Genomic DNA, 26,885 nt, shown 5'->3' with positions numbered 1-26,885 from the left:
GGGGGCTCATCCGGCGAGGGCGCGGAGGACGGCGATCGCGTCCTGGGCGCGATCCCAGGGGACGAAGAGGTGGTCGTGGTAGAAGGCGGAGACGGCGTTGCAGCCGATGCCCGCCTCCGCCAGCGCGCCGGAGACGGCCGCCATCATCCCGACGGCCTCCAGCGACGAGTGGATCCGCAGCGTGATCCACGCGCTCGAGAAGACGCCGTCCAGGCCGGCCTCCTCCGCCTGCGCCCGCGGCAGGACGAGCGTGCGCCCTTCCGCCTCCTCGAAGACGAAGATCGGCCGCACTCCGGCCGGCGTCTCCCGATCCCGCAGCGTGACGAAGACGTACTCCTCCTCGTGCAGCAGCGGATCGAGCCCGGCCAGCAGCCGCCGCAGATCGGTCTCCCCCGCCACCACCGTCTCCCGCTCGCCGGATCGGAACCGGTGCGCGGCCGCGTACCGGCGGGTCGAATCCTTCCCTGTCGCCCTCCCGCGGCGCAATCGCGTTCCCTGAGCGTGCTCCGTCCCAGCGGTCCAACGCGGCCGGATATCCGGTCGCCCGGGCGGCGCCGCTCGTGCAAGATCGTTCCAGGTCCGTGAGCAGAGGAGGGCAGGGCCATGCGGAAGATCCCGACCGCGTTCGTCCGCGACTGGGACGGCGACCGGCGGTACGTCACCCGGACCCCGAACCCGGAGTGCGGCTGGGTCTTCGACGGCCAGGGCCGGCCGACCCGCAAGTTCGACGGCACCTGCGTCCGCTACGACGGTGAGCGGTGGTGGGCGCGCCGTGAGGTCAAGCCGGGCAAGGGCCGGCCGCCGGGCTTCGTCGAGATCGTCCACGATGAGCAGACCGGCAAGACGGTCGGCTGGGAGCCCGCCGAGCAGTCGGGCTTCCAGAGGTTCCTCGCCGAAGCGATCGACGCCGGCAGCTGGGAGCCCGGCACGTACGAGCTCGTCGGTCCGAAGATCAACGGCAACCCGGAGGGCCTGGATCACCACGCCCTGGTGCGCCACGGCGCCGAGGACCTCGGCGACGTCCCCCGCGACTACGCCGGCCTGGCCGCCTGGCTGCGCGCCCATCCGTGGGAGGGCGTCGTCTGGCACCACCCGGACGGCCGGATGGCCAAGCTCAAGCGCCGCGACCTCCCCCCGGCCTGACAGTCGGCGCCGAGGATGTCCGTGGTTCCGGCGACGCGAACCCTCGGCCGTACGCCACCGTCCCCGCGCTCGGCACGGATCTCTGGACCACGCCCGGGCCGGCTGCGGGACATCAGCGGGGGCTCTCACCTCTGACCTCGGGCACTGCGGCCAGGACGCGGGCGCGGTGGTCGGCGGGGGTGCCCCACGCGGAGCGCAGCGCGCGGACCTTGCGGATCCACAGGGACGGGTCGTACTCGTCCGTGTAACCGATCGCGCCGTGCACCTGGAGGGCGGTCCGGGCGGTGGCGTAGGCCGCGTCCGAGGCCGCTGCCTTGGCGGCCGACACGTCGCGCGGGAAGTCCGGTGAGCCGAAGGACAGCGCGGCGCCGTACGCCAGCGGCCGGGCGAACTCCAGCCCGGTCAGGGCGTTCGCCAGGTGGTGCTTGACCGCCTGGAACTCCCCGATCGGGCGGCCGAACTGGCGCCGGGTCCGCGCGTACTTCACGGTCACGTCGAGCAGTGCCCGGCCCAGCCCGAGCAGTTGCGCGGCGCAGGCCAGCGCGGCGAGGTCGTACGCCGTCGCGGCGGCGCGAGGCACGGCCGGCCCGGTGGCCAGGCGCTCGACCTGACGGACCGGAAAGAGGCGGCGCGCGGGGTCCAGGGCGCGTACGGCGGGGCCTTCGGGCACGGCCGAGAACAGGTGCTCCCCGTCCGCGAGCAGGATGAGGTCGGCGGCGTCCGCGTCGAGCGCGCGGCGGATCCGGCCGGGTGATCCCAGCGAGACGACGGCCTGTCCCGCGGCGATCCTCGGGAGCCACTCGGCGGCCGGCCCGGCGGCGGCGCTCCCGTCGAGGAGCGCCGCCGCGGCGAGCGTCTCCACGATCGGTCCGGGCGCCGCGTGGCGGCCGAGCTCGTGGGCCGCGACGACGAGTTCGACCGGGAGCGGCCCGGCGCCGCCGTGGCGTTCGGGTACCGCGAGGGCGAAGACTCCGGTCTCCCCGAGCGCGGACCACAGCGTGCGGTCGTGGTCGCCGGCCGCCCACCGGCGGATCAGGGCGGGCGTGCCGGCCTTGGTGAGGAGCCCGTGCAGCGTGTCGCCGAGCAGCCGCTGCTCGGTATCGAGGACGAACCTCATCTCCTCGCCTCCCTGGGCAGGCCGAGGACGCGCTCGGCGATGAGGTTGCGCTGGATCTCGTTGGTGCCCGCGTAGATCGGGCCGGCGAGGGAGAAGACGTAACCCTCCAGCCAGTCCCCGTCGAGTTCCGCGTCCGCGCCGAGGATGTCGAGCGCGGTCTCGTGCAGCTCGACGTCGAGCTCGGACCAGAAGACCTTGTTCACGCTGGCCTCGGCGCCGGCGTCGTCGGCGCGGGAGATCGTCTCGAAGCCCTTGAGCCGGTAGGCGCGCGCCTTGATCCAGGCGTCGGCGACGCGGTCGCGCAGCAGCGGGTCGGCGCCGTGCGCGCGCCACAGGGCGACGAGGCGGTCGGCGGCGGCGAGGAACCGGCCCGGGCTGCGGAGGGTGAGGCCGCGCTCGTTGCCGGCCGTGCTCATCGCGACGGTCCAGCCCTGTCCCGGCTCGCCGATGACGTCCCGGTCGGGCACGAACACGTCGTCGAGGAACAGCTCGGCGAAGGCGGGTCTGCCGTCGAGCCGCCCGACGGGCCGTACGGTCACGCCGTCGGCGTCGAGCGGGAACATCAGGTAGGTGAGCCCGCGGTGGCGTTCGGCGGCGGGGCCGGAGCGGAACAGCCCGAACGCCCGGTCGGCGAAGGCGGCGCGCGAGCTCCAGGTCTTCTGCCCGTTGAGCCGCCAGCCGCCGTCGGCGCGGGTGGCGGTCGCGCGCAGGGCTGCGAGGTCGCTGCCGGCGCCGGGCTCGGACCATGCCTGGGCCCAGATCACCTCGCCGGCGGCCATCGGCGGCAGGACGCGTCCGAGCTGGCCGGGGGTGCCGTGGGCGAAGAGGGTCAGGGCGAGGAGGTTGATGCCGTTCTGGCTCACTCGTCCCGGGGCGCCGGCCGCGTAGTACTCCTCCTCGAAGACGAGCCACTCCAGGGGTGACGCGCCCCGGCCGCCGTACTCCTCGGGCCAGGACACCACGGACAGCCGGGCCGCCGCGAGGGTCCGCTCCCACGCCCGGTGGGCGGCGAAGCCCGCCTCGGTCTCCAGCGACGGCAGCGGCGTCGCCGGCACGTTCCGGCGCAGCCAGTCGCGCACCTCGGCCCGGAAGGGCTCCACCGGCGACAGGTCCAGGTCCATGGCTCGCCTCGAATTCTTTCTAACAACTGTTTGGTAGGGTAACGTACGTGAGCGAGACCGGCACTCCCTCCACCCGGCCGGCGCCCGTCCCCGGCCACGGGCTCCTGCGCGACCGCGTCGTGGTGATCACGGCGGCGGCGGGCACCGGCATCGGCGGGGCGACGGCCCGCCGATGCCTGGAAGAGGGCGCGCGGGTGATGATCGGCGACGCGCACGAGCGGCGGCTCGGGCGGTCGCTGACCGAGCTGGGCCAGGAGTTCGGTGCGGACTCGGTGGCGGCCGTGCCCTGCGACGTGACGTCCGAGGACGACGTACGGCGGCTGTTCGCCGCGGCGGCCGACCGCTTCGGCAGGATCGACGTCGCGGTCAACAACGCCGGCCTCGGCGGCACCGCGGACCTCGTCGAGATGACCGACGAGCAGTGGTCCCGGGTGCTGGACGTCACCCTGGGCGGCACCATGCGCTGCACGCGGGCGGCCCTGCGGCTCATGCGCGAGCAGGGGCACGGCGTGATCGTGAACAACGCGTCCGTGGTCGGCTGGCGGGCGCAGCGCGGGCAGTCGCACTACGCGGCGGCCAAGGCCGGGGTGATGGCGCTGACCCGCTGCGCCGCGCTGGAGGCCGCGGAGTACGGCGTGCGGATCAACGCGGTGGCGCCCAGCCTCGCCATGCACCCCCACCTGGCGAAGGTGACGAGCGAGGAGCTGCTGACGGAGCTGACCCGCCGGGAGGCGTACGGCCGGTACGCGGAGCCGTGGGAGGTGGCCAACGTTATCGTCTTCCTGGCCACCGACTACTCGTCGTACATGACGGGTGAGGTCGTCGCCGTCTCCAGCCAGCACCCCTGAGTCAGCTCCGAGGTATCCCATGAGTCCACGACGGCGTGACGCCGAGGGCACCGCCGCCGCCCGAGCCGAGCGGCGAGCCGAGCTGCTCGCCACCGCCGCGGAGGTCTTCGCGACCCGCGGGTACGCCGCGACGACCGTACGGGAGGTCGCGGACGCCGCCGGCATCCTCGGCGGCAGCCTCTACTACCACTTCGACTCCAAGGAGTCGATGGCCGATGAGATCCTCTCGACCTTCCTGAACGAGATGTGGGCGGCGTACGACCGGGTCCTCGCGGCGGGGCTCGGGGCGCGCGACACCCTGACCGCCCTCGTCGTCGAGTCGTTCCGCTGCATCGACCGGCACCGCCCGGCGGTCGTGATGTACCAGAACGAGTCGCGGCACCTGGCGACCGGCCCCCGGTTCGCGTACCTGACCGAGTCGCGGCGCCGGTTCGAGGACATGTGGACGACGCTGCTGGAGCGCGGTGTCCGTGAGGGCGCGTTCCGCCCGGACCTGGACACCGCCCTCGTCTACCGGTTCGTCCGCGACACCGTGTGGGTGGCGGCGACCTGGTACCAGCGCGGCGGGCGGCTGACCGCGGAGGAGATCGCCCAGCAGTACCTCGCCATGGTCCTGGAGGGGATCCAGCACGAGTAGGAGGCATGTGATGGCGGAGGCCTACATCGCCGAGGCGGTCCGTACGCCCGTCGGCCGGCGGAACGGCGGGCTGGCGGAGGTCCACCCGGCGGACCTCGGCGCGCACGTGCTGACGGCGCTGGTCGAGCGGTCCGGCGCCGACCCGGCGGCGGTCGAGGACGTGATCTTCGGGTGCGTCGACACGGTGGGGCCGCAGGCCGGTGACATCGCCCGCACGTGCTGGCTGGCGGCGGGACTGCCGGAGGAGGTCCCGGGCGTCACCGTCGACCGCCAGTGCGGATCCTCGCAGCAGGCGGTGCACTTCGCCGCCCAGGCCGTCCTCAGCGGCACCTGCGACCTCGTCGTCGCGGGCGGCGTGCAGAACATGTCGCAGGTCCCGATCGCGTACGCCATGACCGCCGGCGCGCCGCCGGGGTTCGCCGGGCCGTTCGCCGGCTCGCGCGGCTGGGAGGCGCGCTACGGCGACCAGGAGGTCTCGCAGTTCCGCGGCGCCGAGATGATCGCCGAGCGGTGGGACATCGGCCGGGCGGAGATGGAGGAGTTCGCCCTCGAGTCGCACCGGCGCGCCGTCCGAGCCGCCGGCGAGGGCCGGTTCGATCGGGAGATCGCCCCGTACGGCGACGTCACCGCCGACGAGGGGCCCCGCCGTGACACGTCCCTGGCGAAGATGGCCGCGCTGAGACCGCTCGTCGAGGGCGGCCGGCTGACCGCCGCGCTGGCGTCGCAGATCTCCGACGGCGCCGCGGCCCTGCTCCTCGCCTCCGAACGCGCCGTGCGCGACCACGGCCTGACCCCGCGCGCCCGCGTCCACCACCTGTCCGTACGCGGCGAGGACCCGATCCGGATGCTGTCGGCGCCCATCCCCGCCACCACGTACGCCCTGAAGAAGGCCGGGATGACGATCGGCGACATCGACGTCGTCGAGATCAACGAGGCGTTCGCGCCGGTGGTGCTGGCCTGGCTGAAGGAGACCGGCGCCGACCCGGCCGTGACCAACCCGAACGGCGGCGCGATCGCGCTCGGCCCTCCGCTCGGCGCGACGGGCGCCCGGCTGATGACGACGCTGCTGCACGAACTGGAGCGCACCGGCGGGCGATACGGCCTGCAGACCATGTGCGAGGGCGGCGGCCAGGCCAACGTCACCATCATCGAGCGCCTCTGACCCGGCGGGGCGTGACGCGCGGCGGTGGGGTCCGGGAGCCTTGTCCATCTCCCGGACCCCGGCTTGCCGCCCATTTGCGCACGCCGGCGGCGTTTAAGAGAACGGATCAGTCCTGAGATCGCCGTGCTCTGCCTATTGAGCTAACGCGCCGCGGAGAGGCGCATGCCGGGCTCGAACCGGCACCCCGACGAGTTTCGTCCGTTCTCACTTGATCCGGCGTTCGGCGGCGAATGCTGAATCTGGAGCGAGAGCCTGAGCTTGAACGGCCGCCTCTGCCATGTTGGGCCATCCCGGCACGGGTGCCGGGAGAGGGACTCGAACCCCCAGTGTCACCGCGATCAGACTGAACTTCAGTTTCAGCTTGCGCTCCTCGCGCTTCCCCCGCAGCGACGGGGGAGTCTGTGACGCTACCCGAAGAGGTAGCGGAACACCACGTCGCCGACGCGCCGGTCGGTCACCTCCGCGCCGTTGGCCTCCTCGCGGGCGAACTTCACGGCCTGCTGCAGCCTCTCCACCCGCTCCAGCAGCTCGTTGATCCGCCGGGCGGGCAGCGCGCCGGAGAACTTCATCGTCGTCCAGTAGCCGACGGCGACGTCCTCGTAGTAGACCTCCACCTGCGCGGGGTGCTTGTCCGTCGCCTCGGCCTTGACGTGGTTGCGCGGGACCTTCTTGGTACGGATCGTGCGCACCGGCTCGGTCCGCCAGGCGTCCGCGGAGTCGTCGAACACCCAGGTCTCGGCGGCGTCCAGCGCCGGGAGCTTCTTGACGAAGGTGTGCAGGTCGGTGAGCTGCTTCTCCAGGAAGAGCAGGTACGTGACGGGGACGTCCCGCAGCAGCGTCTGGCCGTCGACGACGACGTCCGCCTTGGCCGCGCAGTTCGCCCAGTCCTTGGTGGCGGTGACATCGAACAGCCGCGTCATGATCTCGGCCGTCCGGCGCAGAACCTCATCGGCCTTCACCTGCACCCGGGTCGACTCGGGCGGAAGCTGCTCGCCCTCCTCGTCCTTCGGCTGGTAGGTACGCGAGATGCCGGACAGCAGCGCCGGCTTCTGCAGCCCGTGATGGGCGTCGGTCAGGTCGCGGAGCGTACCGCTCTTGATGCCCTTCTCGACGGCGATGATCTGGTTGAGTTTCGCCACCATGCCCCCCTTTCTGGCAGCACGCACCGTATCGCGATCACTGCTCCGTACGCAGGTCGATTAATGTGGGCCGGTGGCACACCGGCAGAGCACCCGCGTGGTGGAGGCGACGGTCGACTCCGGCACCGTGGAGCTGATCCCCGACCCCTACCGCCCCCGGGCCCACGTCCTCATGCTGGACGGCGCGCCGCAGTCCCACGTGGACCTCGACGACCCGGCCTACCTCGACTTCGAGTACGTGCGGCGGCTCGGCCACGTCGTCGACCTGGCGGCTCCGGCGCGGCAGCCGCTGCGGGTGCTGCACCTGGGCGGCGGCGCGCTGACGCTGCCGCGCTACGTCGCCGCGACCCGGCCCCGCTCGACCCAGCAGGTGGTCGAGATCGACGCGGCGCTCATCGAGTTCGTCCGGCGTGAACTGCCGCTGGAGAAGGGCCATCGGATCCGCATCCGGCACGGCGACGCCCGTGAGGTCCTGACGCGGGCCCCCGAGGACTCCTTCGACCTGGTCATCGGGGACGCCTACGCGGGGACCCGGTCGCCCGCGCACCTGACGACGGTGGAGTTCGCCGCCGCCGTGGCCCGTGCGCTGCGCGCGGACGGGTGGTACGCCGCGAACGTCGCCGACGGCGCGCCGCTGACGTTCGCCCGGACGCAGGTCGCGACGCTGCGGGCCGTGCTGCCGGAGGTCTGCCTCATCGCCGACCCCGCCGTGCTGCGCGGCCGCCGGTTCGGCAACCTGATCCTCATCGCCGGGCGGACGCCGCCGCCCGTCGCGGAGCTCACCCGCAAGGCCGCCGGGGACCCCTTCCCCGGCCGGGTCCTGGACGGGGAGGAGCTGACGAGGTTCGCCTCCGGCGCCGCCCCGGCCACCGACGCGACCGCCCGCCCGTCACCGCCCCCGCCCAAGGGGATCTTCTGACCGTCCGCCCCCGCCGGAGGCGGGACCGCGCCGTCAGAGGAGCGGGGCGGCTCCCACGTAGTTCTCGGCCAGCGTCGTCGCGGCCGCCTTCGACGCGGCGACGTACTCCAGGTGGGACAGCTGGAGGCGATGTCCGAAGGCGTCCTGGCGGGGGTCCTTGTGCAGCAGCGTCGTCATCCAGTACGAGAAGTGCTCGGCCCGCCACACGCGCCGCAGGCACGTGTCGGAGTACGCGTCGAGCAGTTCGGTCGTCCCGGAGTCGTACCAGGCGCCCAGCGCCTCGGCGAGGACGACGACGTCGGAGATCGCGAGGTTCAGGCCCTTCGCCCCGGTGGGCGGGACGATGTGCGCGGCGTCCCCGGCGAGGAACAGGCGGTCGTGGCGCATCGGCTCCGCGACGAAGCTGCGCATCGGGGTGATCGACTTCTCGAGGATGGGCCCGTCCCGCAGCTCCCACCCGTCGTCGGTGGCGAACCGCGCCCGCAGTTCGGACCAGATCCGCTCGTCGGGCCACGCGGCGATGTCCTCGGCCGGGTCGACCTGGAGGTACAGCCTGCTGATCTTCGGGGAGCGCAGGCTGTGCAACGCGAAGCCACGCTCGCTGTACGCGTAGATCAGCTCGTCGGTGGACGGTGGGACGTCCGCGAGGATGCCCAGCCACGCGAAGGGATATTCGCGCTCGTGGACGCGCGTGTCCGGCACGGCCGGGCGGCAGACCCCGTGGAAGCCGTCACAGCCCGCGATGACGTCGCACTCCAGCGTCTCGACGCGACCGTCACGGCGGAAGGTCACCGTCGGCGCGCCCGGGTCGACCGAGAGCACCTCGGTCTCGAAGTGGATCTCTCCCCCGGCGGCCAGCCGCGCGGCGATCAGGTCCTTGACGATCTCGGTCTGCGCGTAGACCGTCACCGTTCGCCCGCCCGTCAGCTCGGACAGCGGAATCCGGTGCCCGGCGCCGTCGAAGCGCAGTTCCAGACCGTGGTGGGTGAGGCCCTCGCGGTCGAGCCGTTCTCCGACGCCGCTGTCGCGGAGAACGTCCACGGTGCCCTGCTCCAGCATTCCGGCCCGCTGCCGCTTCTCCACGTAGGCGCGGTCCCGGCTCTCCAGCACCACCGAGTCGATGCCGCGCAGTCGCAGCAGGTGAGAGAGCAGCAGTCCGGCCGGTCCGGCCCCGGCGATCGCCACTTGCGTGCGCATCGATCATCCTCTTTCGTACGTCCTCGGGACGATCCTCGCGCCGACGCCGCGGCCGTCACCCCCAGTCCTTCCACTCAGCGGAACCGCCATGGGCGTCGACGTCCCGGGCGAGGGCGCTCGCCGCGGCCAGGACGGCCGGCACCAGACGCCGCAGATCGACGACGTTGCGCCGGGTGACGAGCGACAGCGCCGCGAACACCGCACCGGCCGGATCACGGACCGGGGCCGCGACCGAGCACGTGCCCAGGGACATCTCCTCCCGGGTCACGGCGTATCCGGAGCGCCGGATCTCGGCGAGGCACGCCCGCAGGCGATCGGCGTCGGTGACGGTGTGCGGGGTGTACGGCGGCAGCCCCAGCGCGATGACCTTCTCGGCGAAGTCCTCTGAGGCGAAGGCGAGCAAAACCTTGCCCACGCCCGTCGCGTGCAGCGGAAGCTCGGCCGCGACCCGCGTCACGATCGGCACCGACCGGGGTCCGCGCAGCCGTTCGAGATAGAGCGCCTTGTCGCCGCTGAGCACCGCGAGCTGGACGTTCTCATGGGTGGCGGCGTACAGCTCCTCCATGTGCGGCAGGGCGAGCTCGCGCAGGCTCCGCGCCGCCGAGGCCTGCGCGCCGATGCGCCACAGGCGCGTGCCGATGCGGTACGACCCGTCGGGGAGGCGTTCGAGGAAGCCGCCGCCGGTCAGCTCCCGGACGAGCCGGTGCCCCGTCGCGAGCGGCAGTCCGGCGCGAGCGCAGATCTCGGTGAGGGTCAGCCGCACGGCGCCGGGCGCGAACGACTCGAGGATGGCCATCACCTTGCCCGCCACGCTGGGCGGGCGCTCGGCACCCGACATCACTCCCGCTTCCTTGACCCTGGACCCTGGACCTTCACGATAGGCAACGCCCCGCGACCCGGCACCGGGTCGCGGGGCGCGAGGGCTCCGATCAGTTGGCGCGGACGTTCAGCGCCTCGATGATCAGATCCAGCTTCCTGCCCTGCTCGTCGAGCTTCCTGCCGTGCTCGTCGAGCCGCTCGTCGATCTGACCGAATCGCTGATCGATCTGACCGAATCGCTGATCGATCTGGCCGAACCGCTCGTCGACCTGCGCGAAACGCTCGTCGATCTGGCCGAACCGCTGGTCGACCTGCGCGAAGCGCTCGTCGACCTGGCCGAAGCGCTCGCCGAACCCGTCGACCTTCTCGGTCAGCACCGCCATGGAGCTGTCGAGGTGGTTGAGCCGCTCGCCGTGCTCCTGCTGGGTGGCCCAGATGCGGGTGACCGTGTCGTTCAGGGACACCAGCTGACGGCCGTTCGCCGTCAGCTGCCGGCCGTGGGACTGCTGTGTCTGCTGAACGATCGTCAGCTGGTCGTAGATCGCGTAGACGTCGTTGTAGAGCTGGCTGATCCGCCGCTCGGTGTCCGTCACGTCCATGACCCTACCTCCCGTGCTTCGCGTTCCCTGGGGGGATCGGGGAACTCGATCACGCGCCGCCGACGCGGAGCGTGAGCGACAGATTACGCTCAGAGTGAACACGGAGGGAAATCGATCATTCACTGTCGGCGACGACACCCTCCTCCACGAGGACGCGCTGGGCGACCGCGAAGGCGGAGTTGGCCGCCGGGACACCGCAATATACCGCGGTCTGCAGCAGGACTTCCTTGATCTCATCCACCGTGAGGCCGTTGCGGAGCGCCGCGCGCACGTGCATCGCGAGCTCGTCCAGGTGCCCGCGGGCGACCAGCGCGGTCAGCGTCACGCAACTGCGGGTCCGGCGGTCCAGGCCGGGCCGGGTCCAGATCTCCCCCCACGCGTACCGCGTGATGAAGTCCTGGAAGTCGGCGGTGAACTCCGTCGTGCGCGCCTGCGCGCGGTCCACGTGCGCGTCGCCGAGGACCTCCCGGCGAACCCTCATCCCCTCGCTCATGCCGTCCTCTCCAAGTGGCGTACCAGTGCCTCGGTGACCGGGCCGGGGCTCTCCAGACCGGCCAGGTGGGCCCCGGGCACCACGACCAGCTCCGCCCCGGGGATCCCCCAGGCGAGGATCTCGGCGTGGTCCAGCGGGGTCGCCACGTCCTCGGCGCCCGCGATGACCACGGTGGGGAGGGCCACGTCGCCGAGCCGGTCCCGTGCGTCGAAGGCGGCGAGCGCCTCGCAGCACGCGGCGTACCCCTCCGGGTCGATCCGCCGCAGCATGTCCCGTACGGCGGCCACGCCGGGACCGGCGTAACCGGCGGTGAACCAGCGTTCCAGGAACATGCCGGTCAGCGGTTCCAGGCCGACCGCCCGGACGCGCGCGGCGCGCTCGTGCCACGGGCCCGGGTCCCCGAACCGCGCCGAGGTGCAGCACAGCGCCAGGCTCGTGAGCCGGTCCGGGTGGCGCAGCGCGAGGGCGGTGCCGATCGCCCCGCCCAGGGACACTCCCGCGTAGGCGGCGCGGCCGATGCCGAGTTGGTCGAGCAGGCCGGCGACCGCGTCCGCGAAGTCCGCGATCGAGCCGTGGATCGCGGGGGAACCGTTGTGGCCGGGAAGGTCGAACCGGAGGGTCCGCCACGGACCGGCCAGCGCCGGGAGCTGCGGCCGCCACAGGTCGAGTGTCGTGCCGAGGGAGGGGCCCAGGACCAGGACCGGCGCCTCCTCCGGGCCGTCGAGACGATGGTTCAGCTCACTCACCGCGGATCCTTTCCGGCTCAGTCGCCTGCCCGTAGGCGTCGAGGGCGCGGTCCACGAGCTCCGGCGCGCGGCCGATCACCTCGGCCAGGTCGACTCCGAACGCCGTGCCGGGCCCGCCGCTCCGCGCGGAGCCGTCGTCTCCGGCAGCCTCCGCACGCCGCCCGGATCCGCCGCGCGGCGCCGAAGCGGGGCCGGTACCACCGTCCGCGCGGTCGTCCCGCGGCAGCAGGTCGCCGAGCGGGCGTCCCTCGCGCACGTCCCGCGCGACGGTCTCCTTGGCGGCCGCCCGGCCCTCTCGTTCGGCGAGCCGCCCGGCGACGTACTCGGCGAGGAGCTCTTCACGGAGGTTGGCGCGCATGCGGTCCGGGAAGACCTCCAGGCCCGCGGTCAGCTCGGCGGCGGTCTCGGCGGCGCCGCCGACCAGGCGCAGGCAGTCGTTGAACGGCTGCCACTCCGCGTGCCACTCCCCCGTCGGCCGGTCGAGGCCGGCGGCCTGGGCGGCGAGCAGGATCTGGACGTACGCCGGGACCCGCAGCGCGGCCGACCGGATCATCGTGGCGAGGACCGGGTTGCGCTTGTGCGGCATGGCCGAGGATCCGCCGCGGCCGGGCGCCGCCGGCTCGGCGACCTCCCCGATCTCGGTCTGGGCGAGCAACACGACGTCCGTGGCGATCTTGCCGAGGGCGCCGGCGACGAGGGCGAGCGCGGCGCCGAGCTCGGCGACGGGCGCGCGCAGCGTGTGCCAGGGCAGCACCGGCTCGGCCAGCCCGGTCTCCTCGGCGAACAGCGGCAGCAGTTCGGTGGTGCCGAGCGCGGCCAGGGTTCCGGCGGCCCCGCCGAGCTGGGTGGGCAGCCGTACGGCCGCGAGCCGGTCCCGCGCCTCCGCGACCGCGGCGAGCCAGCCGGCGGCCCGCAGCCCGAACGTCGTGGGCACGGCCTGCTGTCCGAGCGTCCGCCCCGCCATGGGGGTGTCCCGGTGCCGGCGGGCCAGGCCCGTAAGGGCGTCCGCCGTACGGCCGAGGTCGGCGAGGATCGCCGCGCGGACGCGCGACGCGACCAGCATCGCGGCGGTGTCCATGATGTCCTGGCTGGTCGCGCCCGCGTGGACCTGGTCGCCCGCGACCTCGCGCAGCGCGGCGACCAGCGGCACGACCGGGTTGCCCGCGCCGCGCGCCCGTACGGCCAGGTCGGCCGGGTCGATCCGGGCGCCCGCGAGGGCGTTCGCGACGTCGCCGGGGATCAGCCCGAGACGGGCCTGGGCCCGGGCCAGGGCCGCCTCCGCGTCGATCAGTGCGCGCACCCACGCCTCGGCGGACGTCGCCTCCGCGGCCACGGTGCCGGCGGCGACCGGGGACAGCAGGTCAGCCGAAGTACCGCTCAAAGAACACGGTCTCCTGTTCTCCTCGCAGGTGGACGTCGAAGCGGTAGGACCGCTCGCCCTCCTGTACGGCGACCAGCGTGTCACGCCGGTCCACCGGCACGGCGGACAGCACCGGGTCCGTGGCGTTGCCGGGCTCGCCGGGGAAGTAGATCCGGGTCGCGACCGGCTTGAGCAGGCCGCGGGCGAAGACCAGCACCGCGATGTACGGGGCCGGGCCGCCAGGCTTGATCGTGGAGAACCAGAAGTTCCCGGCCGCGTCGGTTCCGCAGCGCCCGAAGCCGGAGAAGTCCTTGCCGGCCCGCCGCAGCGCGCCGCCGCCACGGGCCACGTTGCCGTCCGCGTCGGCCTGCCAGATCTCCACGAGCGCGTCCGGCAGCGGTTCGCCCGCGCCGTCCAGGACCCGGCCGCGGATCCGGATCGAATCCGGATGCCACTCCGGGACGACGTACGGGCCGTCGGCGTACGGGAGGGCGTAGCCGAAGAACGGGCCGACCGTCTGCGAGGGGGTGCTCATCAGGCCTCCGTGGGGGTCGCGCCGAGGACGATGTCCCACTGGTAGGCGAGGGACCAGTCCGGCACGGTCGTGTCGATGTCGAACCGGGAGACGAGGCGTTCCCTGGCCTTCTCGTCGGGAATCGACTGGAAGATCGGGTCGTAGGCGAACAGCGGGTCGCCGGGGAAGTACATCTGGGTGACCAGCCGCTGCGTGAACGCCGTCCCGAACACCGAGAAGTGGATGTGCGCGGGCCGCCAGGCGTTGTGGTGGTTCCCCCACGGGTAGGCGCCCGGCTTGACCGTGACGAAGCGGTAGCGGCCGTCGGCGTCGGTGAGGCAGCGGCCCGCGCCGGTGAAGTTCGGGTCGAGCGGCGCCGGGTGCTGCTCGCGCAGGTGGATGTACCGCCCGGCGGCGTTCGCCTGCCAGATCTCGACCAGCGCGTTCGGCACCGGGCGCCCGCCGGAGTCCAGGACCCGGCCGGTGACGATGATCCGTTCGCCGATCGGGTCTCCGGAGTGCTGCCTGGTCAGGTCGTTGTCGAGCAGGCCCAGTTCCTCGTGGCCGAAAACGGGGCTGACCAGCTCGATCGCGTCGGGCCCGTAACTGGGCATCACCAGTGGCCGGGACGGCGCCCGCAGCGGCGTGCTCCCGTACGGCGGGTAGAGGTAGGGCGGGTTCGGGTCGGTCATCGAGGTGCTCCGATCGGGGGTTCGGTGCGGTCGCGGATCTCCTGCTCGCTCACGCCGGGCGCGGTCTCGATCAGGACCAGGCCGTCCGGGGTGACGTCGAGGACGCCCAGGTCGGTGATGATCCGCTGGACGCAGGCCGCGCCGGTCAGCGGCAGGGAACACTCTTTTACGATCTTCGGGCTGCCGTCCTTGGCGGTGTGCTCCATCACCACGATCACCCGCCGGGCGCCGTGGACGAGGTCCATCGCCCCGCCCATCCCCTTGATCATCTTTCCGGGGACGGCCCAGTTCGCCAGGTCGCCGCGGGCCGACACCTGCATGGCGCCGAGCACGGCCACGTCCACGTGACCGCCGCGGATCATTCCGAACGACAGCGCCGAGTCGAAGAACGACGCGCCACGACGGACCGTCACCGTCTCCTTGCCCGCGTTGATCAGGTCGGGATCGACCTCGTCCTCGGCCGGGTACGGGCCGACGCCCAGCACGCCGTTCTCCGAGTGGATCACCAAGTCGGCACCCGCGGGCAGATGTCCGGGGATGCGCGTCGGCAGCCCGATGCCCAGGTTGACGTACATCCCGTCGGAAAGCTCGGCCGCCGCCCGCGCGGCGATCTCGTCCCTGCTCCAGCTCATTTCCCGCCCCGGCTCATCGGTAGGTCGCCCGGCCTTCTCACTCGCTCTGGGCCTTGCTCACGGTGCGCTTCTCGATCGGCTTGTCGGCGGCCTGCTCCGGCGTGAGCGCGACCACGCGCCGAACGAAGATCCCCGGCAGGTGGATCTCGTCCGGGTCGAGGAAGTCGACGAGCTCGTCGACCTCGGCGATCGCGGTCCGGGCCGCCATGGCGCAGAGGGGGTTGAAGTTCCGGGCGGCCTTGTCGAAGACCAGGTTGCCGTGCCGATCCCCGCGCGCGGCGCGCACGAGGGCGAAGTCGGTCCGGACGCTCTCCTCCAGGACGTACGACCGACCGCCGAACTCGCGGACCTCCTTCGGCGGGGAGGCCACGACGACGTCGCCGTCCGGCCCGTACCGCCATGGCAGGCCGCCCTCCGCGACGAGCGTGCCGACGCCCGCGGGGGTGTAGAACGCCGGAATCCCGCTTCCGCCCGCGCGCAGGCGCTCCGACAACGTTCCCTGCGGCACGAGTTCGAGCTCGATCTCCCCCGACAGGTAGCGCCGGGCGAGCTCCTTGTTCTCCCCGACGTAGGACCCCATCGCCCGGGTGATCCGCCCGGCGTCCAGGAGGCGTCCCAGCCCCCGGCCGATGGTGCCGCAGTTGTTCGACACGATCGACAGCTCCGAACTGCCCCGTTCGTAGAGCGCGTCGATCAACGTGAAGGGGACACCGCACAGCCCGAACCCGCCGACCGCGATCGACGCGCCGTCGCCGATGTCCGCCACGGCCTCCGCCGCCGAGGGAAGCACCTTGTCCATGTCCCCACCCTGCCAATCCGCGTCCTCCCGGCCACCCCCTCCCTTCCGCTGAGCGGAAATCCCGGGGCCTCGGCTTCCGCCGGCCGCGAAAGATCCCGCCGGGCCGAGGAGCGCCGGGTCCTCGCCGCCTGGACCGCGTCGCGCGGGCGGCCGGCGGGCTGATTGGTAACGTCTGGGAGCCGAGAGCAGGGAGGAACGGGCCGATGCAGCTGGCCGATGGAGTGGGCGCCGTCATCACCGACCGGTCCGGCGGGACGAGCGCCGCGCCGTACGACTCGCGCAACCTCGGTGGCGGGGTCGGGGACGATCCGGCCGTGGTCCGGGAGAACCGCGCCAAGACCGCCGCCGAGCTCGGCGTCGAACGGGTCGTCTACATGCGCCAGGTGCACAGTGCCGACGTCCGGTACGTCACCGGGCCGTTCGGCGACGATCCACCGGCCCTCGACGGCGTCTACACCGGCGAGACGGGCCTGGCGCTGGCGGTGCTCGTCGCCGACTGCGCGCCGGTGCTGGTCGCCGATCCGGTCGCGCGGCTGGTGGGCGGCGCGCACGCGGGCCGCGCGGGCACGGCCGCAGGCGTGGTCCCCGCGCTGGTCGAGGCGATGGCGGGGCGGGGCGCCGACCCGGCCCGGATGGTCGCGCTGATCGGCCCGAACGCCTGCGGTTCGTGTTACGAGGTGTCCGCCGAACTGCGCGACGAGGTGGCGGCGGTGCTGCCCGCGGCCTGGTCGACGACCCGGCAGGGAACGCCCGCGCTCGACATCAGGGCGGGGATCACCGCGCAGCTCACGGCCGCCGGCGTGACCGACGTACGGCACGACGCGCGCTGCACGATCGAGAGCCCCGAGCTGTACTCCTACCGCCGTGAGGGCCGCACCGGCCGGTTCGCGGGCCTCATCTGGCTGGAGTAAGCGGGTCACCGGGCGAGATCCCTGGCGGAATCCGGCCCGGGTGATCGACCCGGAACAGATCACGACGGAACGGTGTTGGAACGTGGGCCCCGGTCCGCCGGCCTGAGGGCGGCGGAAATCGGGTGGCGCGGTGCCCGCCGATCGGGCACGGTGGACGCCGGAGGCTGGACCGTCCGGCTGCCTGCCTATCCTTCCGGTTGCGATGGGATCCTCGATTACCGACCTGCAGACCCGCCTGCCCGAGCTGATGCTGCGTGACCGGCATCGGCTACGTCGTCGTCTCGACGGACTGCGCAAGGTGCGCGCCGCCGAGGCCAGGGAGAAGATCCTCGCCGAGGTCACCGCGGAGGTGGAGGCCGCGGAGCGCCGCGTCGCCCGCCGCCGCGCCGCGATCCCGCCGGTCACGTATCCCGAGGCGCTGCCGGTCAGCCAGAAGAAGGACGAGATCCTCAAGGCCGTCGCGGACCATCAGGTCGTGATCGTCGCGGGTGAGACCGGGTCCGGCAAGACCACCCAGCTGCCCAAGATCTGCCTGGAGCTGGGGCGCGGCGTCAAGGGGCTGATCGGGCACACGCAGCCGCGCCGGCTGGCCGCGCGGACGGTCGCCGACCGGATCGCGGAGGAGCTGGGCACCGAGCTCGGCGAGACCGTCGGCTACCAGGTGCGCTTCGCCGACCACTCCGGCGAGGACACGCTGGTCAAGCTGATGACCGACGGCATCCTCCTCGCCGAGATGTCCCGCGACCGGCTGCTGCGCCGCTACGACACGCTGATCATCGACGAGGCGCACGAGCGCAGCCTGAACATCGACTTCATCCTGGGCTACCTCAAGCGGCTGCTGCCCAAGCGCCCCGACCTCAAGGTGATCATCACCTCGGCGACGATCGACCCCGAGCGGTTCTCCAAGCACTTCGACGACGCGCCGATCGTCGAGGTGTCCGGCCGCACCTACCCGGTGGAGGTGCGCTACCGCCCGGTCGAGGAGGACGACGACCAGGTCCAGGCGATCCTGGACGCCGTGGACGAGCTGGCCCTGGAGGAGCCGGGCGACGTCCTGGTGTTCCTGTCCGGCGAGCGGGAGATCCGCGACACCGCCGACGCGCTGGAGAAGCGCAAACTGAAGAACACCGAGGTGCTGCCGCTGTTCGCCCGGCTGTCGACGGCCGAGCAGCACCGGGTGTTCCAGGCGCACCGCGGCCGGCGCATCGTCCTGGCCACCAACGTCGCCGAGACGTCGCTGACCGTTCCGGGCATCAAGTACGTCATCGACCCGGGCACCGCCCGCATCTCGCGCTACAGCCACCGTACGAAGGTCCAGCGGCTGCCGATCGAGCCGGTCTCCCAGGCGTCGGCCAACCAGCGCAAGGGCCGCTGCGGCCGCGTCTCGGAGGGCATCTGCATCCGGCTGTACTCCGAGGAGGACTTCCTCGCGCGCCCGGAGTACACCGACGCGGAGATCCTGCGCACCAACCTCGCGTCGGTCATCCTGCAGATGACCGACCTGGGGCTCGGTGACATCCTCGACTTCCCGTTCATCGACCCGCCGGACCGCCGCAACGTCAAGGACGGCGTGAACCTCCTGCAGGAGCTCGGCGCGCTCGACGGCGACCGGCTGACGCAGCTGGGCCGCAAGCTCGCGCAGCTCCCCGTCGACCCGCGGCTGGCCCGCATGGTGCTGGAGGCCGACCGGAACGGCTGCGTGCACGAGGTCATGGTGATCGCGGCCGCCCTGTCGATCCAGGATCCTCGCGAGCGCCCGGCCGACAAGCGGGCCGCCGCCGACCAGCAGCACGCCCGGTTCGCCGACAAGGAGTCGGACTTCCTCGCGTACCTCAACCTGTGGAACTACCTGCGGGAGCGCCAGAAGGAGCTGTCCGGCAACCAGTTCCGCAGGCTGTGCAAGCAGGAGTACCTCCACTACCTGCGCATCCGCGAGTGGCAGGACATCTACGGGCAGCTGCGGCAGGTCGGCAAGGACCTCGGCGTCACGATGAACTCCACGCCCGCCGACCCGCAGCGCGTCCACGTGTCGCTCCTGGCGGGCCTGCTGTCCCACGTCGGCCTGCTGGACACCGAGAAGAAGAACGGCGGCGGCGGTAAGGACGATGCCCGGCGCGGCCCGCGCGAGTACCTCGGCGCCCGGAACGCCCGGTTCGCTATCTTCCCGGGTTCGGCGCTCGCCAAGCGGCCGCCGCGCTGGGTGATGGCGGCGGAGCTGGTCGAGACGTCCCGGCTGTGGGCGCGCATGGCCGCCAAGATCGAGCCGGAGTGGGTCGAGCCGCTCGCCGGCCACCTGGTCAAGCGCACGTACAGCGAGCCGCACTGGGAGAAGAACCAGGGCGCCGTGATGGCGTACGAGAAGGTCACGCTGTACGGCGTGCCGATCGTGGCGCAGCGCAAGGTCAACTACGGCAGGATCGACCCGGAGCTGTGCCGGGAGCTGTTCATCCGGCACGCGCTGGTCGAGGGCGACTGGGACTCCCACCACCGGTTCCTGCGCGACAACCGCCGGCTGCTCGAGCAGGCCGAGGAGCTGGAGCACCGGGCGCGGCGCCGCGACATCGTCGTCGACGACGACACCCTGTTCGCGTTCTACGACGAGCGCGTCCCCGCCGACGTCGTCTCCGCGCGTCACTTCGACGCCTGGTGGAAGAAGACGCAGCGCGACGAGCCGGAGCTGCTCACCTTCTCGACGTCCATGCTGGTCAACGATGCCGCCGGGGAGGTCAGCCAGGCCGACTATCCCGACGCCTGGCAGGCGGACGGGCATCGGTTCCGGCTGTCGTACCAGTTCGAACCGGGCACGGACGCCGACGGCGTGACCGTGCACATCCCGCTGCCGGTGCTGAACCAGGTCGACGGCGAGGAGTTCGACTGGCAGATCCCGGGCCTGCGGCAGGACCTGGTGACCGAGCTGATCCGGTCGCTGCCCAAGCAGCTGCGCGTCAACTTCGTTCCCGCGCCGAACGTCGCCCGTGAGGTGCTGGCGCGCATGACCCCCGGCTCGGGGCCCCTCCTCGACGTCCTGGAACGCGAGCTGCGCGCGATGACCGGCGTCACCGTCCCGCGCGAGGCGTGGGACCTGTCCCGCGTCCCCGACCACCTGAAGATCACCTACCGGGTGACCGACCGGCGGCGCACCCTCGCCGAGGGCAAGGACCTCACCGCGCTGAAGCGCCGCCTGGCGCCGAAGGTCTCCGCGACGCTGTCGAAGGCCGCCGACGACCTCGAACGGACGGGCCTGCGCGGCTGGGACATCGGCACGCTCCCGCGCGTGTACGAGCAGGGCCGGGTCAGGGCGTATCCGGCGCTGACCGACGAGGGCGACAGCGTCGCCGTGCGCACGTACGCCACCGAGGCCGAGCAGGAGCGGGCGATGTGGCGCGGCACCCGGCGGCTCGTCCTGCTGAACAGCCCGTCCCCGCTGAAGTACCTGCAGAGCAGGCTGGACAACCAGGCCAAGCTGGTGCTCAGTCACAATCCCCACGGCGGCGTCCCGGCGCTGCTGGACGACTGCATCGCCTGCGCCGCGGACCATCTGATCACCGAGGGCGGCGGCCCCGCGTGGGACGAGGCAAGCTTCCGCCGCCTGACCGATCACGTCCGCGCCGACCTCGCCGACACCGCCGCCGACGTCCTCGCCCACGTGCAGCGCGTCCTGGCGGCGGCGCACCAGGTCGACCGCGGGCTGAAGAGCACGAACAGCCCGACGCTGATCCCGGCGCTGACCGACATCCGGGCGCAGCTGTCCCGGCTCATCTATCCCGGTTTCGTCACCGTCACCGGCCGCCGCCGGCTGCCCGACCTCCTGCGCTACCTGCGGGCGGTCGAACGCCGGCTCGACAAGCTCCCCGAGGACCCGTACGGCGACCGCCAGCGCATGCAGCGGGTCCAGCAGGTCGAGGCGGCCTACATCCGGGCCCGCGACGCCAGGCCCGGCAACGCGGAGATCCGGCGGGTCCGCTGGATGATCGAGGAACTGCGGGTCAGCTTCTTCGCCCAGCAGCTCGGCACCGCCTACCCCGTGTCGGAGAAACGCATCCTCAAGGCCCTCGACCAGGCCACCGCCTCCTGAGGCCGGCCTCCTGAGGCCACCGCCCCGTCAGGCGACGAGCTCCGCCTCGACCGGGGATCGACCCCGGGCGCGGGGGGCGAGCCGGACGGGGCCCAGCCACGAGGTGAGCCGGGCGGCCTCGGCGGCGATCGCCGCGGCCGCCTCCGCGCCGACGTCCTCCAGCAGCCGGTGGACCACCTCGCCGTCGGCGCGCTGCGCCCAGCCGCCGACGACCCGCCCGTCGCACCAGACCGTGGGGCCGGCGTTGCCGTTGCGGTCGAACAGGAGCGGGCCGTGCCCGCCGAGATACCAGTCGCGTCCCGCCCAGCCCATGACCGTCGGGTCCAGAGCGGGCAGCAGGGCGACCCAGGGCCCCGGATCGGGCACGGGCTCCACGTCCTCGGCCAGGACGTACCCGTCCTCGCCGGCGAGCTCGACCCGCGCGACGGCGATCCGTTCCAGCGCCTTCCTGACCTGGGTGAGGGTGAGACCGGTCCACCACTTCAGATCGGAGACGGTCCCGGGCCCGTACGCGCCGAGCCACCGGCGGACCAGCTCGGCCCGCGCCTCCTCCGCGGGGACGCGCGGCAGCCCGCCGGGCAGCCACGCCTCGATCGGAGACCAGCTGAACTGGCTGCTCGTCCAGGAGCCGCGCGGCCGGCCGCGGACGACCCGGCCCTCCGCGGCCAGGCCGAGCAGCACCCGGTTGGCGATGGTCGGCCGTGCCTCGTACGCCTTGCCCTCCGCGAGGAGGATGCGCTCCTTCAGCCGGGGCACGTCGGCGGACAGATCGGCGGCGAACGCCTCGCCGCGGGCCCGTAGCGCGGCGACCGTGGCCTCCTCCACCTCGCGCAGCCAGGCGTCGTCGCCGAGGCCCGCCTGCTCGATGAACCGCAGGGTCTTGCGGCGCTCGCGCCGCGCCACCTCGTCGGAGCAGGCCGCCTGGACCACCGGGGCCGACTCGGCCGGAACCGTGAAGACCGTCCGCCGCATGGCCAGCATCCGCAACAGCAGGCGGTCGTCGTACAGCGCCCGCTCCACCGCGCCGACATCCGGCACGCGCATCCGGGCCGCCGCGGCGAGGTGCACCGACGCCGGATCGGTGCCGTGCAGCGCAACCAGCGCCTGAGCGACGTCGACGACGGTGTCCGCCGGATCCGCGAGACGGTGCCGCGCGCCGAGACGCGCCCGGCGCTCCTCTGCCTTGATCGCCCGTACGGTCATCCGCCGATTATGACGGCGTCCACCGACATTCGCGGCGATCAGGAACCCCCTGTCGATCGGCGGGCTCACGCCGGCGGGAGGCGGCGGTACGCCCTGGGGTCCCGGACGGACTGTCGCCGCCCGCGGCGGGCACGCGGAGCCGGACCGGGCCCACCGCCGCCGGACGCGCCGAAGCGGCCGCGGTCACCTTCTATGCTCTGGCCCATGACGTCCGACGTCGCACCCGCTCCCCGCCAAAACCCGGCCGGCGACCCGACGCCGCGAAACGGCGCGGCCGCGCCCGTGGCCGCCCCGCCGAACGGCGCGAGGCCCGTGGCCGGCCCGGAGACCGTGGCCGCCCCGGAGGCCGGGGCCGGGCCCGTGGGAGTCGGGCCGCACCCGCTGCCCTGGCCGGACGACCCCCGGCTCGACCCGGCGCTGCTCGCGGGCGGCGACCGCCGCAACGTCGTCGACGAGTACCGCTACTGGAGCAACGAGGCGATCGTCGCCGACCTCGACGCCCGGCGGCATCCCTTCCACGTCGCCGTCGAGAACTGGCAGCACGACTTCAACATCGGCGCGGTCGTCCGCAACGCCAACGCGTTCCTCGCCGCGGAGGTGCACATCGTCGGCCGGCGGCGCTGGAATCGGCGCGGCGCCATGGTCACCGACCGCTACCAGCACGTACGCCACCATCCGGCGACGAGCGATCTCGTGGCGTGGTGCCGTGGGCGCGACCTGCCGATCATCGGCATCGACAACCTGCCCGGGTCCCGCCCGATCCAGAGCGCGGAGCTGCCGGCCGCGTGCCTCATGCTCTTCGGCCAGGAGGGACCGGGTCTGTCGGAGGAGGCCCGGGAGGCCGCCGACGTCGTCCTGCACATCCCGCAGTTCGGGTCGACCCGCTCGATCAACGCCGGAGTGGCCAGCGGCGTCGCGATGTACGAGTGGATCCGGCGGCACGCCACCGTCTGACCCGCGCCGGGATCACCGGGCCGGGCCGGGCTCGTGCGGCTGTCCGGCCAGCCGGTACGCCCGGGCCTGCAGGTCGTACAGCTCGCTGAAGACGCCACCGGCCGCCAGCAGCGCGGCGGGCGTCCCCTCCTCCACGACCCGGCCGTGGTCGAGGACGTAGACCTGGTCGGCGTGGCGGACGCTGGCGAGCCGGTGCGTGATCAGCAGGACCGTACGGCCGTCGGCGTGGCCGCGGATCCGCTCGAACAGCGCGTTCTCGGCACGGGCGTCGAGGGCCGCGGTGGGCTCGTCGCAGATCAGCAGTGAAGCGTCCCGGTAGAAGCCGCGCGCGACCGCGATCCGCTGCCACTGCCCGCCCGACAGCTCGTGGCCGTCCTTGAAGCGCCGGTCGAGCAGCGTGCCGTACCCGTTCGACAGCGGCTCGATGACCTCGTCCGCCCCGGAGGCCCTGGCCGCCTCGGTGATCAGGGCGTCGTCGGGCGTACGCCCCATCGCGATGTTGTGCCGCGCCGTCATCGGCCAGTGCGTGTAGTCCTGCGGGATCATCGCGATGTTCTCGCGGAGACCCTCGAGGTCGACCTCGGACAGGCGGGCGGCGTCCCAGCGCACCTCGCCCCCGTCGGGCCGGTACAGACCCGCCAGGATCTTGGCCAGCGTCGTCTTACCCGAGCCGTTCTCCCCGACGAGGGCGACGACCTGGCCCGCGCGGACCCGGACCGAGACCCCGCGAAGGCTGGGCTCGTCCGCTCCCGGGTAGGTGAACCAGACGTCCTCGGCGGTGATGACGTCGAAGGTCCTCGGCACCGGACCGGTGCGCCGTTCGGGGACGCGGCGCTCGGCCTCGGCGCAGAACTCGAGATAGTCGGAGAAGTACAGTCCCGACTCGTAGCACTGGTTGACCGCGTACAGGAGCGAGGCCATCGAGGTCTTCCCGCTGCGGATCGCCAGCACCGCGGTGCCCGCCACGGCCAGGGGCAGGGCACCGGTCGCGAGCAGGACGCCCAGCACGACGTACACCGCTCCGGTCGCCAGCCCGCCGGCGATCTCACCCAGCACCTGCACGACCGTCTGACGGCGGGCGAGAGCGACGTGGACCGCGCACTCCTCGGTGCCGAGCCGGTCGTGTTCGCGGCCGAGGAAGCCGCGCATCGTGAAGGCCCGGATCTCCGCGGCGGAGTCCCGGTCGGCCATCAGGTCCGCGAGCACCCACTTGCGGCGGCGCACCGGGGACAGGGTGAAGATCGTCAGGTAACGCATCCGGGCGGAGCGCGCCGCCGCCCACCCGTCGGGCACCGCCGTCAGGAGCAACAGCGGCAGCAGCACGGGATGGAGCACGCCGAGCGCTCCGGCCGCGGCCGTCAGCCCGACGAGGCCGGTCAGGATGTCGATCGTCTCCTGGACGACCGCCGACGCCTCGTACAGGCCACGCTGGCGGGCCCGGTGCATGGCGTCGTGGAAGTCGGTGTCGTCGAAGGCCGTCAGGTCCACGCGCATGGTCAGGTCGAACAGACGGGTCTCGACCATACGGTTGACCCTCGGCTTGAGCCGGGCCTGCGCCCAGCCCGCGCCCGCCTGCAGCCCGGAGCGCAGCGCCGCCGCCCCCGCCACCAGGGCGAGCGCCGGCAGGGCCGCCCGTACCCGGTCGGGCGTCGCCCCGCCGGCGAACAGCGCCGTGAGGACGCCGGACGTGGCCAGCAGCCCGTAGGCGGTGAAGACGCCCGCGGCGAGGTTGAGCAGGACGGTCGCCGTCGTGTCGAACCGGCTCGCCCGCCAGGCGAGGCGGAGGGCGGCCGCGACCAGCGTGGGCAGCCGGCGGCTCATGCCCGTCAGGCTCGTGGCGGCCAGCTCGCCCAGGTGGGCCTGCCAGGGCAGCGCCGCCATCTCCCCGACGACAAGGCCCTGCCCCGCGCCCGCGTCCCGCGCGCCGTCCCGGTCGTCATCCCGGGACTGTCCGGTGCGCGCGCCGTCCCGGGCCTGCTCGTCGAGGGCCCGCCCGTTCTCACCCCGCTGCGCTCCGGCCGGGTCGTTCTCGCCCTGTCCGGTGCTCGCCTGCCCGTTCCCGGTCCGCGTGGTCGAACCACGTCGCATCGTGCCTCCCCCAGTGGCAGCCGACCGCAGTGTCCCTCCGCCGGGCGAAGACCACCGGCGGTAGGACCGTTCGGGTATTGATCGTCCGTTTGGCGAGACGGATGATCCGGAGATGGACATTCAGGGGATCTCCGACCGGCTCGAGCTCGGCGAGCTGCCGGCCCGCCATGTCCGCGCCGTCGACGGCGGCGACCGGGCACTCCTCGACACCGTCTTCACCGCCGACGCGATCGCTCCGTACGCCCGACGGCCGGCGCAGCCGGGAAGTGGTGCAGGAGCAGTCCTGGCGCACGCTCGGCTGAGCGGCCCCGCCGGAACCGGTCAGTCCGTGAGCGCCGCGGTCTCGATGGTGAGCCCCCACGGCTCCGGCAGCTCGATCGGCCGGCCCAGGGCCACGTCCGTCTCCTGCTCGTAGCCGTCGGCCCCCGGCTCGGACAGGAGCCGGACCTTCCGCGTGAAGACGTCGATCACCAGGCAGAGCGGCACGCCTCCCGCGGCGTACCGCCGGGGTTTGACCTGGTGATCATCGGTCGCGCTGCTCGGAGAGACGACTTCGACCGCGAGAAGCACCTGGTCGGAGTAGACGTGGTCTGCCGCCCACATCTTCGGCTTGGCCGGCACCACCGTAAGGTCCGGACGGTAGCGATCCTCTTGCGGCCCCAGGAAGAGCGTGATGTCGGTCCATATCCGCCAGCCGTTGGCCTGGACAGTGGCCAGGATCTGGGCGAACAGCCAGTAGATGATGTCATTGTGCTGACCGGTCGGCACCGGATTCACCACGATCCGGCCGTTGACGAGCTCCACCCGATGCTCCGGGAGGACGCCGCACATCTCGCGGAACACGCTCTGAATGTCGTCGTTGCGAACCACGGGCACCTCAAGGGCTTGGACGGCCATAGGTGCATCATTCCCTCCGAGGGGCGAGGACACAAGGTAACGGTGACCGGACCCACCGTAGTCGAAAATCCTGTCGAGTCAACCAAGAGTAATCACCCGGTAACCGTCAGTTCAAGGATGCGTCAGGGCCGGCCGGCGTCGAGGGGAGAGTTGAGGGTGGCCAGGCCGGTCCAGGTGAGGTCCATGAGGTGGTCGGCGGCCTCTTCGGGAGTGACCTCGGGGTTGCGCGCCCGCCACAGGGCCATCCGCTCGCACGCGCCGATGATGCTCTCCGCATAGGCCTCCAGGGCACGGCGCGGCCGATCCGGCAGGTGCGCCGCCAGCAGCCCGACCATCATCTCGCTCTGCTGGCGGCGGATCCCCTCGATCTCCTCGGCCGCACTGCGCAGGAGCATCTGCTCCTGGAGGAGGACGAGCCAGGCCCGGTGGTGGGCCTCGCCGAACCGGAAGTAGGCGACGTAGCCGCGCCGCAGCATCTCCTCGGGCGTGCCGCCCGCCTCGACCGCACGCTCGGTGACCTCCCGCAGCTCTCCCCGCGCCCGCCGGATGACCCCGAGCAGGAGGCCCTCCTTGGAACCGAAGTACTCGTACAGCATCGGCTTGGACAGCCCGACCAGCTCGGCGATCTCCTCCATGGAGACGGCGCCGTAGCCGCGCTCGGCGAACACCTCCTCGGCGACGTCGAGCATCTGCTGCTCGCGGTCGGCTCGGGACATCCGCCGGCGACGCGGTTTCACGGAGTCATCGCGGATCACGTGTGAACTCTATCTCAGCACCTACCGGCGGTAACCTACCGCTGGTAAGTTACTAGTGGTAACTC

General features: G+C 72.7%; 27 protein-coding genes. 9 read left to right on the top strand and 18 right to left on the bottom strand.

Translation table 11 applies throughout. The annotated features are described in order from the left end of the window. Window positions 1-6: 6 nt before the first annotated feature. Window positions 7-399 carry an ACT domain-containing protein gene (locus tag NE235_RS25855; RefSeq protein ID WP_252807440.1) on the bottom strand — a complete coding sequence of 131 codons (393 nt, stop codon included), beginning with the start codon at window positions 397-399 and terminating at the stop codon, window positions 7-9. Between the two features lie 204 nt (window positions 400-603). Between NE235_RS25855 and NE235_RS25850 the strand changes: the two genes are divergently transcribed. Beyond that, window positions 604-1,143, top strand: a complete 540-nt coding sequence (locus NE235_RS25850) for an RNA ligase 1 family protein (RefSeq protein ID WP_252807438.1) — start codon at window positions 604-606, stop codon at window positions 1,141-1,143. Window positions 1,144-1,255: 112 nt separating this feature from the next. Here the strand turns inward: NE235_RS25850 and NE235_RS25845 are convergent, their stop codons facing one another. Together NE235_RS25845 and NE235_RS25840 are read right to left on the bottom strand one after the other, a co-directional pair. After that, on the bottom strand, window positions 1,256-2,260 hold the full coding sequence (locus NE235_RS25845) for an acyl-CoA dehydrogenase family protein (RefSeq protein ID WP_252807436.1): 1,005 nt from the start codon (window positions 2,258-2,260) through the stop codon (window positions 1,256-1,258). Further along, entirely contained in the window at window positions 2,257-3,381 is a 1,125-nt protein-coding gene (locus tag NE235_RS25840; RefSeq protein WP_252807434.1) for an acyl-CoA dehydrogenase family protein, read from the bottom strand. Before NE235_RS25840 ends, NE235_RS25845 begins: the two co-directional genes overlap by 4 nt. 47 nt (window positions 3,382-3,428) lie before the next feature. Here NE235_RS25840 and NE235_RS25835 point away from each other — a divergent pair, with 47 nt between their 5' ends. Genes NE235_RS25835 through NE235_RS25825 form a run of 3 tightly spaced genes read left to right on the top strand, consistent with a single transcriptional unit; the run spans window position 3,429 to window position 6,028 of the window. Next, the gene (locus NE235_RS25835) at window positions 3,429-4,229 is read left to right on the top strand and encodes an SDR family oxidoreductase (RefSeq protein WP_252807432.1); all 801 of its coding nucleotides are present in this window, start codon (window positions 3,429-3,431) and stop codon (window positions 4,227-4,229) included. Between the two features lie 19 nt (window positions 4,230-4,248). After that, window positions 4,249-4,866, top strand: a complete 618-nt coding sequence (locus NE235_RS25830; protein ID WP_252807429.1) for a TetR/AcrR family transcriptional regulator — start codon at window positions 4,249-4,251, stop codon at window positions 4,864-4,866. Window positions 4,867-4,876: 10 nt separating this feature from the next. Next, the gene (locus NE235_RS25825; protein ID WP_252807428.1) at window positions 4,877-6,028 is read left to right on the top strand and encodes an acetyl-CoA C-acetyltransferase; all 1,152 of its coding nucleotides are present in this window, start codon (window positions 4,877-4,879) and stop codon (window positions 6,026-6,028) included. A gap of 407 nt (window positions 6,029-6,435) precedes the next feature. Here NE235_RS25825 and NE235_RS25820 read toward each other — a convergent pair whose 3' ends face one another. After that, complete coding sequence (locus NE235_RS25820) at window positions 6,436-7,167, bottom strand: DUF7873 family protein (protein WP_454464576.1); 732 nt, start codon at window positions 7,165-7,167, stop codon at window positions 6,436-6,438. Between the two features lie 73 nt (window positions 7,168-7,240). Between NE235_RS25820 and NE235_RS25815 the strand changes: the two genes are divergently transcribed. Continuing rightward, on the top strand, window positions 7,241-8,086 hold the full coding sequence (locus NE235_RS25815; RefSeq protein ID WP_252807425.1) for a spermidine synthase: 846 nt from the start codon (window positions 7,241-7,243) through the stop codon (window positions 8,084-8,086). Window positions 8,087-8,119: 33 nt separating this feature from the next. Here the strand turns inward: NE235_RS25815 and NE235_RS25810 are convergent, their stop codons facing one another. The 10 genes from NE235_RS25810 to NE235_RS25765 form a co-directional block, all read right to left on the bottom strand. Further along, complete coding sequence (locus NE235_RS25810; protein WP_252807423.1) at window positions 8,120-9,283, bottom strand: 4-hydroxybenzoate 3-monooxygenase; 1,164 nt, start codon at window positions 9,281-9,283, stop codon at window positions 8,120-8,122. 55 nt (window positions 9,284-9,338) lie between these two features. Further along, window positions 9,339-10,121, bottom strand: coding sequence for an IclR family transcriptional regulator (locus NE235_RS25805; protein ID WP_252807421.1), 783 nt, complete (start codon window positions 10,119-10,121; stop codon window positions 9,339-9,341). A gap of 91 nt (window positions 10,122-10,212) precedes the next feature. After that, window positions 10,213-10,701: a hypothetical protein gene (locus NE235_RS25800; protein WP_252807419.1), complete on the bottom strand. Its 489-nt coding sequence runs from the start codon at window positions 10,699-10,701 to the stop codon at window positions 10,213-10,215. 115 nt (window positions 10,702-10,816) lie between these two features. Beyond that, window positions 10,817-11,194, bottom strand: a complete 378-nt coding sequence (pcaC, locus tag NE235_RS25795; protein ID WP_252807417.1) for a 4-carboxymuconolactone decarboxylase — start codon at window positions 11,192-11,194, stop codon at window positions 10,817-10,819. Further along, complete coding sequence (locus tag NE235_RS25790; RefSeq protein ID WP_252807415.1) at window positions 11,191-11,940, bottom strand: alpha/beta fold hydrolase; 750 nt, start codon at window positions 11,938-11,940, stop codon at window positions 11,191-11,193. The genes pcaC and NE235_RS25790 overlap by 4 nt, the downstream gene beginning before the upstream one ends. Next, window positions 11,933-13,321: a 3-carboxy-cis,cis-muconate cycloisomerase gene (gene pcaB / locus NE235_RS25785; protein ID WP_252807413.1), complete on the bottom strand. Its 1,389-nt coding sequence runs from the start codon at window positions 13,319-13,321 to the stop codon at window positions 11,933-11,935. The genes NE235_RS25790 and pcaB overlap by 8 nt, the downstream gene beginning before the upstream one ends. Continuing rightward, window positions 13,302-13,835, bottom strand: a complete 534-nt coding sequence (gene pcaG / locus NE235_RS25780; protein ID WP_252807411.1) for a protocatechuate 3,4-dioxygenase subunit alpha — start codon at window positions 13,833-13,835, stop codon at window positions 13,302-13,304. The genes pcaB and pcaG overlap by 20 nt, the downstream gene beginning before the upstream one ends. Continuing rightward, complete coding sequence (pcaH, locus tag NE235_RS25775) at window positions 13,835-14,506, bottom strand: protocatechuate 3,4-dioxygenase subunit beta (RefSeq protein WP_252807409.1); 672 nt, start codon at window positions 14,504-14,506, stop codon at window positions 13,835-13,837. Before pcaH ends, pcaG begins: the two co-directional genes overlap by 1 nt. Next, window positions 14,503-15,138: a CoA transferase subunit B gene (locus NE235_RS25770; RefSeq protein WP_252807407.1), complete on the bottom strand. Its 636-nt coding sequence runs from the start codon at window positions 15,136-15,138 to the stop codon at window positions 14,503-14,505. The genes pcaH and NE235_RS25770 overlap by 4 nt, the downstream gene beginning before the upstream one ends. Before the next feature lie 37 nt (window positions 15,139-15,175). Further along, on the bottom strand, window positions 15,176-15,937 hold the full coding sequence (locus tag NE235_RS25765; protein WP_252807404.1) for a CoA transferase subunit A: 762 nt from the start codon (window positions 15,935-15,937) through the stop codon (window positions 15,176-15,178). Between the two features lie 203 nt (window positions 15,938-16,140). On the opposite strand from NE235_RS25765, the gene pgeF reads away from it, so the two are divergent. Both pgeF and hrpA read left to right on the top strand, forming a co-directional pair. After that, on the top strand, window positions 16,141-16,848 hold the full coding sequence (gene pgeF / locus NE235_RS25760; protein ID WP_252807402.1) for a peptidoglycan editing factor PgeF: 708 nt from the start codon (window positions 16,141-16,143) through the stop codon (window positions 16,846-16,848). A 202-nt stretch (window positions 16,849-17,050) separates the two neighbouring features. Then, the gene (gene hrpA, locus NE235_RS25755; protein ID WP_252807400.1) at window positions 17,051-20,923 is read left to right on the top strand and encodes an ATP-dependent RNA helicase HrpA; all 3,873 of its coding nucleotides are present in this window, start codon (window positions 17,051-17,053) and stop codon (window positions 20,921-20,923) included. A gap of 27 nt (window positions 20,924-20,950) precedes the next feature. Here hrpA and NE235_RS25750 read toward each other — a convergent pair whose 3' ends face one another. After that, window positions 20,951-22,126: a winged helix DNA-binding domain-containing protein gene (locus NE235_RS25750; protein WP_252807398.1), complete on the bottom strand. Its 1,176-nt coding sequence runs from the start codon at window positions 22,124-22,126 to the stop codon at window positions 20,951-20,953. 204 nt (window positions 22,127-22,330) lie between these two features. On the opposite strand from NE235_RS25750, the gene NE235_RS25745 reads away from it, so the two are divergent. Then, on the top strand, window positions 22,331-23,080 hold the full coding sequence (locus NE235_RS25745) for a TrmH family RNA methyltransferase (RefSeq protein WP_252807397.1): 750 nt from the start codon (window positions 22,331-22,333) through the stop codon (window positions 23,078-23,080). Window positions 23,081-23,092: 12 nt separating this feature from the next. On the opposite strand, the gene NE235_RS25740 is transcribed toward NE235_RS25745, so the two are convergent. Continuing rightward, window positions 23,093-25,168 carry an ABC transporter ATP-binding protein gene (locus NE235_RS25740; RefSeq protein WP_308206153.1) on the bottom strand — a complete coding sequence of 692 codons (2,076 nt, stop codon included), beginning with the start codon at window positions 25,166-25,168 and terminating at the stop codon, window positions 23,093-23,095. Window positions 25,169-25,280: 112 nt separating this feature from the next. Here NE235_RS25740 and NE235_RS38770 point away from each other — a divergent pair, with 112 nt between their 5' ends. Then, the gene (locus NE235_RS38770; RefSeq protein WP_406567640.1) at window positions 25,281-25,583 is read left to right on the top strand and encodes a nuclear transport factor 2 family protein; all 303 of its coding nucleotides are present in this window, start codon (window positions 25,281-25,283) and stop codon (window positions 25,581-25,583) included. Here NE235_RS38770 and NE235_RS25735 read toward each other — a convergent pair. Together NE235_RS25735 and NE235_RS25730 are read right to left on the bottom strand one after the other, a co-directional pair. Then, complete coding sequence (locus tag NE235_RS25735) at window positions 25,490-26,065, bottom strand: Uma2 family endonuclease (RefSeq protein WP_252807394.1); 576 nt, start codon at window positions 26,063-26,065, stop codon at window positions 25,490-25,492. The two genes, NE235_RS38770 and NE235_RS25735, sit on opposite strands and share 94 nt — an antisense overlap. A 122-nt stretch (window positions 26,066-26,187) precedes the next feature. After that, window positions 26,188-26,820 (bottom strand): TetR/AcrR family transcriptional regulator, encoded by a 633-nt coding sequence (locus NE235_RS25730; RefSeq protein ID WP_252807393.1) that lies wholly within the window; start codon window positions 26,818-26,820, stop codon window positions 26,188-26,190. Between the last annotated feature and the right edge of the window lie 65 nt (window positions 26,821-26,885).

Source organism: Actinoallomurus spadix, from assembly GCF_024055725.1.
GTDB lineage: Bacteria > Actinomycetota > Actinomycetes > Streptosporangiales > Streptosporangiaceae > Actinoallomurus > Actinoallomurus spadix.
Note: the sequence above shows the minus strand (reverse complement) of the source record. Positions and strands in the feature narration are given on the sequence as shown.

Excerpts from the sequence above, each read along its gene's own strand:
- NE235_RS25740 (WP_308206153.1), bottom strand. The coding sequence starts at position 25,168 with ATGCGACGTGGTTCGACCACGCGGACCGGGAACGGGCAGGCGAGCACC.
- NE235_RS25745 (WP_252807397.1), top strand. The coding sequence starts at position 22,331 with ATGACGTCCGACGTCGCACCCGCTCCCCGCCAAAACCCGGCCGGCGAC.
- NE235_RS25830 (WP_252807429.1), top strand. The coding sequence starts at position 4,249 with ATGAGTCCACGACGGCGTGACGCCGAGGGCACCGCCGCCGCCCGAGCC.
- NE235_RS25850 (WP_252807438.1), top strand. The coding sequence starts at position 604 with ATGCGGAAGATCCCGACCGCGTTCGTCCGCGACTGGGACGGCGACCGG.
- pcaG (WP_252807411.1), bottom strand. The coding sequence starts at position 13,835 with ATGAGCACCCCCTCGCAGACGGTCGGCCCGTTCTTCGGCTACGCCCTC.
- NE235_RS25765 (WP_252807404.1), bottom strand. The coding sequence starts at position 15,937 with ATGGACAAGGTGCTTCCCTCGGCGGCGGAGGCCGTGGCGGACATCGGC.
- pcaC (WP_252807417.1), bottom strand. The coding sequence starts at position 11,194 with ATGAGCGAGGGGATGAGGGTTCGCCGGGAGGTCCTCGGCGACGCGCAC.
- NE235_RS25735 (WP_252807394.1), bottom strand. The coding sequence starts at position 26,065 with ATGGCCGTCCAAGCCCTTGAGGTGCCCGTGGTTCGCAACGACGACATT.
- NE235_RS25845 (WP_252807436.1), bottom strand. The coding sequence starts at position 2,260 with ATGAGGTTCGTCCTCGATACCGAGCAGCGGCTGCTCGGCGACACGCTG.
- NE235_RS25750 (WP_252807398.1), bottom strand. The coding sequence starts at position 22,126 with ATGACCGTACGGGCGATCAAGGCAGAGGAGCGCCGGGCGCGTCTCGGC.
- NE235_RS25810 (WP_252807423.1), bottom strand. The coding sequence starts at position 9,283 with ATGCGCACGCAAGTGGCGATCGCCGGGGCCGGACCGGCCGGACTGCTG.
- NE235_RS25840 (WP_252807434.1), bottom strand. The coding sequence starts at position 3,381 with ATGGACCTGGACCTGTCGCCGGTGGAGCCCTTCCGGGCCGAGGTGCGC.
- NE235_RS25825 (WP_252807428.1), top strand. The coding sequence starts at position 4,877 with ATGGCGGAGGCCTACATCGCCGAGGCGGTCCGTACGCCCGTCGGCCGG.
- hrpA (WP_252807400.1), top strand. The coding sequence starts at position 17,051 with ATGGGATCCTCGATTACCGACCTGCAGACCCGCCTGCCCGAGCTGATG.
- NE235_RS25805 (WP_252807421.1), bottom strand. The coding sequence starts at position 10,121 with ATGTCGGGTGCCGAGCGCCCGCCCAGCGTGGCGGGCAAGGTGATGGCC.
- pcaH (WP_252807409.1), bottom strand. The coding sequence starts at position 14,506 with ATGACCGACCCGAACCCGCCCTACCTCTACCCGCCGTACGGGAGCACG.
- pgeF (WP_252807402.1), top strand. The coding sequence starts at position 16,141 with ATGCAGCTGGCCGATGGAGTGGGCGCCGTCATCACCGACCGGTCCGGC.
- NE235_RS38770 (WP_406567640.1), top strand. The coding sequence starts at position 25,281 with ATGGACATTCAGGGGATCTCCGACCGGCTCGAGCTCGGCGAGCTGCCG.
- NE235_RS25800 (WP_252807419.1), bottom strand. The coding sequence starts at position 10,701 with ATGGACGTGACGGACACCGAGCGGCGGATCAGCCAGCTCTACAACGAC.
- NE235_RS25770 (WP_252807407.1), bottom strand. The coding sequence starts at position 15,138 with ATGAGCTGGAGCAGGGACGAGATCGCCGCGCGGGCGGCGGCCGAGCTT.